4 protein-coding genes and 1 pseudogene are annotated in these 7,695 nt (G+C 63.8%); all 5 read left to right on the top strand.

Annotated features, from left to right (window positions below; genetic code table 11):
* Window positions 1-298: pseudogene (locus tag ARC39_RS25910) on the top strand (cytochrome c); the annotation flags it as partial.
* A 1-nt stretch (window position 299) separates the two neighbouring features.
* The gene (locus tag ARC39_RS25005; RefSeq protein WP_201455809.1) at window positions 300-1,187 is read left to right on the top strand and encodes a c-type cytochrome; all 888 of its coding nucleotides are present in this window, start codon (window positions 300-302) and stop codon (window positions 1,185-1,187) included.
* A 642-nt stretch (window positions 1,188-1,829) separates the two neighbouring features.
* Complete coding sequence (locus tag ARC39_RS25000) at window positions 1,830-4,019, top strand: efflux RND transporter periplasmic adaptor subunit (RefSeq protein ID WP_068119585.1); 2,190 nt, start codon at window positions 1,830-1,832, stop codon at window positions 4,017-4,019.
* Entirely contained in the window at window positions 4,016-7,204 is a 3,189-nt protein-coding gene (locus ARC39_RS24995) for an efflux RND transporter permease subunit (protein ID WP_068119580.1), read from the top strand. The genes ARC39_RS25000 and ARC39_RS24995 overlap by 4 nt, the downstream gene beginning before the upstream one ends.
* Window positions 7,205-7,231: 27 nt before the next feature.
* A complete protein-coding gene (locus tag ARC39_RS24990) occupies window positions 7,232-7,573 on the top strand; it encodes a copper-binding protein (RefSeq protein ID WP_068119577.1) in 342 nt (113 codons plus the stop codon).
* Window positions 7,574-7,695: the final 122 nt, after the last annotated feature.

Genomic DNA, 7,695 nt, shown 5'->3' with positions numbered 1-7,695 from the left:
TTCGGAGGCCAGGCCCGACATCTGGCAGGATTGGGAGAGTTTCACCGGGCTTGCGCAGCAATTGGAGATCTTTGCCAAAGGGCTGGAACTCTCTGCGGATAACGGTGTCGGCGGCATGCCGGCGCAGGGCGGAATGATGAGTGGACAAAGCATGATGGGTGGAGCGGGCATGATGGGCGGTGATGCGCCGGTGATGAGCGCCAAACATATCGGCCAGATGCCCGCCGGCATGGCCTTTGCCATGGTTAGCCAGGCCTGCACAGCCTGCCACACGAGGTTCCGCGCTGAGGAGAAATGACATGCTGGCTCTGCTGCGGGTTGCGTCGATCCTCGCAGTGGCAGGCGGAGTCGTCGTCATCGGTCTGATGGTCTGGCCGGTCGGAAAGGATCCTGCCCCGATCACATTGACCGGAGACGTGAACCGCGGCGCGTATCTTGCGCGGGCGAGCGGGTGTATCGCCTGCCATACCAATGTCGCGGCTGGCGGCGCGCCGCTGGCAGGCGGGGCGCCGCTGGAAACGCCGTTTGGGGTATTCTATCCTCCCAACCTGACCACGGACCCCGACCATGGCATCGGTGACTGGACGGTCGAAGACTTCGCAAAGGCGGTGCGGCAGGGGATCTCGCGGCGTGGCGAGCCCTATTTCCCCACGTTCACCTACCCGTTCTACGCGAGTTTCTCCGATCAGGAGATCGCGGATCTATGGGCGGCGTTTCAGACCGTGCCACCGGTGCCCGAGCCCAGTTCGGCGCATGAGGTGCCGTTTCCGGTCAACCAGAGATGGGGCCTTAAAATCTGGCGGGCCGTGTTCCTGACTCGCCCGGAAACGCGGCCGGTCGAGGGCCGGAGTGCGGCGTGGAACCGGGGACGCGAGCTGGTGCGGGGCGCGGCGCATTGCGGGGCCTGCCATACGCCCCGAAACCTTGCTGGAGCACGCCTGAGGGCCGCGGACTTTGCCGGTAACAAGCGTCTTCCGGGGGGAGGCACCGCGCCCTCACTCAAACCCGCCGTCCTGCGCGCCAAGGGCTGGACGGTCGCAAACCTCGCCTTCGCGCTCCGCACTGGAGTGATGCCCGACGGCGACGCCTTCGGAGGCAGTATGGGCGAAGTGGTACAGGGCGGCACCGGCTTCCTGACCGAGGCGGACCTGAGCGCGATGGCGACCTATCTGCTCAATTCCGAATGAAAGCGTCCCTTGGCCGGCAATGGCGCGCGGATACTAATGGCGTAACTTCGGAACCGGCCCGCCGCTTGAGACCCTCCGGGAAAGTGCTTCCCACGGGCTGATCGCGAGAATGTATATTGTCCGATCGGCCTGCTCAAAATAAGAGAATCGCGTGACAAGATTGACTGTCAGAACAGCCGCATGGCGCATCTTCGCACTGATCACCTGCCTCTCGCTGGTGATCGGCAGTCTTTCCTTTGTCATCGGCGGGTCGCAGCCCACCACTCACGCGGCCAGCGCAATCGCTCAAGAAGTGACAACACCGGCGGCCAGTCACGCGGGGCACCCCGCGCATCATGCGGCGTCAACGGATGCTGGCTCAGAGCACTGCCCGTCGGACACGGCGCAGGCATCGGGGTGCCATGTCGCGGGATGCTGCCCTGCTGAGCTCCAACCCGCTCATTTACCGGCTCACGAGATCCTCGAACGCCGCGCAACCCAGCGCCCATTCGTGACTTCGTCCATCAGGTTGCAGGTGGCCTCAGTGCCCGAACGTCCGCCTCGGACTCTCTGACATCGTTCCAACGGCCCCGAGTACGGGGGTCGTGGTCAAATCGTCGTTCAAGAGCCGACTGAAATGTGGTCGGAGGTCTGGAGGTTGTCATGCGCGGACGTTATGCGGCGCTCAGTATTCTTGCCCTGGCCGGGGGTATGTCGGGTGGGGTCTATCTTGAGCGGCTCTACCTCAATCCGGTGACCCAGAACGGCTCCGATGAGCCGGAGATCCTCTATTGGGTCGCGCCGATGGATGCGAATTTCCGCCGCGACGGGCCGGGCAAGTCGCCGATGGGTATGGACCTGGTCCCGGTCTATGCCGGGCAGGAACCCTCGGGCGACCCCGAGGAGGTCACACTAAGCGCGGCCGAGATCAATGCGATCGGTGTCCGCACCGCGCTGGCGCAGGTGACCGATGTCGCGCAGCGCATCGAAACGGTGGGTTTCGTCGGCTATGACGAGCACCGGACCAGTCACGTCCATACCCGCGTGGAAGGCTGGATCGAACGCCTCGAAGTTCGCGCGGTGGGAGACAGGGTCAAGGCAGGCCAGGTCCTGTTCGACCTGTTCTCGCCGCTTGTAGCCGCCGCGACCGGAGACCTGATCCGGGCACTCGATGACCCTGATCCTCGTATCCTCGACTCTGCGCGAAACAAGTTGCTGAGCCATGGGATGTCACCTCGGCAACTGGCTGAGATCGAGCGGAGCCGGGAACTCGCACGCAACATTGAGATCGAGGCGCCACAGGATGGAGTCGTGATTTCGCTCGACGCGGCGGACGGCATGTTTCTCCAGCCAGGAACGCGTGCCTTCTCCGTTGCCGACCTGAGCAGCGTCTGGCTGATCGTGGATGTGTTCGAGCGCGACATTGCCCGACTTTCGGACGACATGCGCGCCGTTGCCCGGTTCGAACACCTCCCTGGCCGCAGCTTCGAGGGCGAGATCGACTACGTCTATCCGGAACTCGACCCGCGCACCCGTACCTTGCCGGTGCGCCTCCGTTTCGACAACGCCGAGGGTGTGCTGCGACCGGGCATGTTCGGAAGCGTGAGTCTGCTGCCTGAAACCAGCCAAAAGGTTTTGACAGTTCCCTCCGAGGCCGTCATCCGTACCGGAGCCGCCGAACGCGTGATCCTGAAGACAGGCGAGGGCACGTTCCGCCCACGCCTTGTCACCACGGGGCTGCGCGACAATTTCGGCGAGGGCGGGCGCACCGAAATCCTGCAGGGGCTGGCTCCGGGCGAGGAGGTCGTCGCGTCGGCGCAGTTCCTCATCGACAGCGAAAGCGCGCTGAGCGCGGGCTTCATGCGGATGGCGCCGACAGATCTGGAACCGGCGCGCGGCACCGGAACGCTGGTCGCGCTCGATCGGGCCAACCGCATGGCCACTGTCACCCACGACGCGCTGGAAAGCCTCGACTGGCCCGCCATGACCTCCCGGTTTCCGGTTCGGGCGGACGTGACGCTCGACCAACTCAAGGAAGGTGAGAAGGTTGCCTTCACGGCCGCGCGCGGCGCTGACGGACGGCTAGGGCTGTTGGTGCTCGGGCCGGACGACGGTGTCGCGGCGACCGGGACCGGGATGGCGCTTGCGGTCACGCCCGACGGCAAACTCACCCTCGCGCATGATCCCATACCGGAGCTTGGCTGGCCAGAAATGCAGATGGATCTGTCCGTATCCGGTCTGGATCCGACCACGGTTCCGATCGATGCGCCCATCCAGTTCGATCTGGCCAAGGACGAGGCCGGAATGTTCTCGGTCATCGCCGTCCGTGCCGTCGGCGCACCGGAGCCCGTGTCCACCGAACCCGCTCCAGCCGAAGGGGCCCCGCACATCGTCGTCTCCGGCACTATCGACGCTGTCGACAGTGCCACCCGGATGGCCACCGTCACCCACGGCCCGATGCAGGAGATCGGAATGCCGGGCATGACAATGAACTTCGAGATCGATCCGGCGCTCGACCTGGCGGAACTGGTGTCCGGCACCGAGATGACGCTCACCTTCGCCCGGCCGAACAGCATGACGATGGTGCTTGCGGCCGCCGAACCGGTGGCTCCGCCGATGAAAGTGTCGGGTCAGATCAACTCGGTCGATCTGGACGCGCGGATGGCCAACGTCACCCATGGACCCATGGTCGAGATCGGTATGCCCGGTATGACCATGGATTTCGCCATTTCCGATGAAGTCGAGCTCGCTGAGCTGCCTGTGGGAACGGAGTTGACGCTCCTGCTGGATCGAAACCCCGATTTCTCCATGACGCTCGTTGGCGTCACCGCCACGGAAAGCCTGACGCAATGATTCCTGCCATCATTCGTGCGTCGCTCGCCAACCGGTTCGTCATCCTGGTGCTGGCCTTCATGATGGCTGCCGCCGGGATCTGGGCGATCCGCGAAACACCGGTTGACGCGATCCCCGACCTTTCGGACGTGCAGGTCATCATCCGCACGCCCTATGCCGGTCAGGCTCCGCAAGTCGTCGAGAACCAGATCACGTACCCGCTCGCCACCGCGATGCTCGCCGTGCCGGGGGCGCAGGACGTGCGCGGCTTCTCGTTCTTTGGCGACAGCTATGTCTATGTGGTATTCGAGGACGGCACGGACCTTTACTGGGCGCGCTCCCGTGTTCTGGAATATCTCGGCCAGATCAGCGGAAGCTTGCCCGAAGGGGTGTCTCCGCAGCTCGGGCCGGACGCGACCGGCGTTGGCTGGATCTACCAATACGCGCTGATCGACCGGAGCGGGAACCATGACCTCGCGCAGCTTCGGACGCTGCAGGACTGGTTCCTGAAATACGAGCTCCAGGCGGTCGAAGGCGTGTCCGAAGTCGCCACGATCGGTGGCATGGTCAAGCAGTACCAGGTGGTTGTCGACCCCAACAAGCTGCGCGCCTATGACATCACGCTCGACCAGCTCGCAGGCGCCATTCGGTCGGCCAACCGGGAGACCGGCGGCAGCGTGATAGAGATGGGCGAGGCCGAGTTCATGGTGCGATCATCGGGATACATTGACGAGTTGGCTGATCTCGCGAGTGCGCCTCTGATGGTCAACGACCGCGGCGCGGCGCTCACCCTGGGTGACGTGGCCGACATACGACTCGGGCCAGAAATGCGTCGGGGCGTCGGCGAACTGGACGGCGAAGGGGACGCCGTTGGCGGCGTGGTCATCCTTCGTTCGGGAGGCAATGCGCTCGCGACGATCGAGGCGGTTGAGGCCCGTATAGAGGAATTGCGGCCGAACCTGCCGGAGGGCGTCGAACTCGTCACGACCTATGATCGCTCCGGCGTCATAGAACGCGCGATCGACAACCTGCAGAAAAAGCTGACGGAAGAGTTCATCGTCGTCGTGCTCGTCTGCGCAGCATTCCTGCTGCATCTGCGCTCATCTCTTGTGATCCTGTTGTCGCTTCCTTTGGGGATTTTCGCCGCCTTCATCCTGATGAAGGCCCAGGGAGTGAACGCCAACATCATGTCACTGGGAGGTATCGCCATCGCCATTGGCGCAATGGTCGATGCCTCGATCGTCATGATCGAGGCGATGCACCGACGGCTTGAGAAAGAGAAGCTGACAGCCGAGAACCGCTGGCGGATCGTGCAGGAATGTGCCTCCGAGGTCGGGCCTGCGCTTTTCTATTCGCTGGCGATCATCACCGTTAGCTTCCTGCCGGTTTTCGTACTGGAGAACCAGGAAGGCCGCCTTTTCAAGCCCCTTGCCTATACCAAGACCTATGCCATGGCTGCTGCGGCGATCCTGTCAATCACGCTCGTGCCGGTGTTGATGGGCTATTTCGTGCGCGGTCGGATCGTGCCTGAACGCAAGAATCCGTTGAACCGTGTTGTCGTGTTCCTCTACCGCCCATTCCTCGACGCGGCCATAGCCTGGCCCTGGGCCACTAGCGTGCTCGCGGCAGCCGTGGTCGCCTCGATGTGGTACCCGTTGCAAAGGCTCGGTTCGGAGTTCATACCCGAGCTGAACGAGGGCGACTTCCTTTTCATGCCGTCGCTTTATCCCGGCGTCTCAATCGGCAAGGCGCGCGAAGTGCTCCAGCAGACCGACCGCCTAATCGCCACTGTCCCCGAGGTCGAGACCGTCCACGGAAAGCTCGGCCGCGCCGATACCGCCACGGACCCCGCGCCGCTCACGATGATCGAGACCACGATCCAGCTGAAGCCAGAGAGCGAATGGCGCCCCGGCATGACGATGGAAGGGATACGCGACGAGCTTGACCGTGCCGTGCAGGTGCCCGGCGTGACCAACGTGTGGATCCAGCCGATCAAGAACCGGATCGACATGCTGGCAACGGGCATTAAGACGCCGGTCGGCGTCAAGATCACGGGGGCGGACCTGAAGGAGATCGAGCGGATCGGCATCGCCGTGGAGGAGGCCGTGCGCGGGATCGAGGGCACCGCTTCTGCCTATGCCGAGCGGCCCGTGGGCGGGCGGTTCATCGAGATCGACGTCAACCGCGCGGCCGCGGCACGTTACATGATGAGCGTGCAGGACGTGCAGAACGTCGTGCAGACAGCAATCGGCGGCATGCAGGTCTCGGAATCCGTCGAGGGGCTGGAGCGGTTCCCGATCAACTTGCGCTATCCGCAATCTTGGCGCGACAGCCCCGAACGGCTGGAAACCCTGCCGGTGGTCACGCCCTCCGGGGCCCATGTGCCGCTCGCGACGCTTGCGGAGATCCGAATCGTCGACGGCCCGGGCATGATCCGTTCGGAGAATGCGCGGCGAACCGGCTTTGTCTTCATCGACATCGCTGGGCGGGATCTTGGCAGCTACGTCGCCGAAGCGAGGGCGCAGGTCGCCGAGCAGGTCACCCTGCCGCCGGGCTATGCGCTGAGCTGGTCCGGCCAGTACGAGTATATCGAGCGGATGCAGGAACGCCTGACCATCGTCGCCCCGGCGACCCTGCTCATCATCACGCTCATGCTGTTCATGGCCTTCAACCGCGTGATCGAGGTCGGGATTATCCTCGCCGCGCTGCCTGTCGCGCTGTCGGGCGGCGTCTGGTTCCTTTGGTATCTCGGTTTCGATACCTCGGTGGCGGTGCTCGTCGGGTTCATCGCGCTCGCGGGCGTCGCGGTCGAGACCGCCATCGTGATGCTGCTCTACCTGAACCTCTCATGGGAGAAACGGCGCAGGCTGGTGCAGGGCGAGGGGCGCAGGCTCGACCGGAACGATATCGAGGAAGCCGTCTTCGAAGGCGCCGTTCTGCGCGTGCGCCCGAAAGTGATGACGGTCGCCACGATTTTCGCGGCCCTGATCCCGATCATGTACGGCAGCGGTACGGGGTCCGAGATCATGCAGAGGATCGCGGCGCCGATGATTGGCGGCATGGTCACGGCGACGATCCTGACCCTGTTCGTGATCCCCGCGATCTTCGTGATCTGGAAACGGCTCGCACTTCCCCGCGTCAATCGGGAGATCGCCAATTCATCTCCGCCCCAATCCCCCGGCCCGGCGCCCGTTCCGGCCGAGTGACTATTTCACAATCCTGAAAGGACGCTCATGAAGACCCTTCTGCACACTCTTCCCATCCTCGCCCTCTCTGCCGGCGCAGCGCTGGCGCAAGCCTCGCACGGAATGGACCACTCCAACATGCCGATGACCGACCAGCAGATGGAGGGCGGGGTTCATGCTACGGCCACCATCAATGAGATCGGAGCTGGAACCGCCAATGTCAGCCATGGCCCGATCCCCGAAATCGGCTGGCCGCCCATGACGATGGACCTGCCGCTTCTGGAGGGCGCCGAGATGATGGGCGAGGTCTCGCCCGGCGACGAGGTCACGCTGATGCTGATCAAGGGCGACGACGGCATGTATGCTATCGGAGCGATCATGCCTAACTGATGACAAGACGCGGCTGCCGATGCGTCCGCACAAGCCGCCGCGTCGTTCTTGGTTAACCGTCGAGCGGACCTGCATAAGAAGTGCAGAAAAAATCTGCAAACCGCCCTCCTTGAAGGATGCCG

Source organism: Tropicimonas marinistellae (assembly GCF_001509585.1).
GTDB classification, from domain to species: domain Bacteria; phylum Pseudomonadota; class Alphaproteobacteria; order Rhodobacterales; family Rhodobacteraceae; genus Tropicimonas; species Tropicimonas marinistellae.
Note: the sequence above shows the minus strand (reverse complement) of the source record. Positions and strands in the feature narration are given on the sequence as shown.

Coding starts and splice junctions, on each gene's coding strand:
- ARC39_RS25005 (WP_201455809.1), top strand. CDS start 300: ATGCTGGCTCTGCTGCGGGTTGCGTCGATCCTCGCAGTGGCAGGCGGA.
- ARC39_RS25000 (WP_068119585.1), top strand. CDS start 1,830: ATGCGCGGACGTTATGCGGCGCTCAGTATTCTTGCCCTGGCCGGGGGT.
- ARC39_RS24995 (WP_068119580.1), top strand. CDS start 4,016: ATGATTCCTGCCATCATTCGTGCGTCGCTCGCCAACCGGTTCGTCATC.
- ARC39_RS24990 (WP_068119577.1), top strand. CDS start 7,232: ATGAAGACCCTTCTGCACACTCTTCCCATCCTCGCCCTCTCTGCCGGC.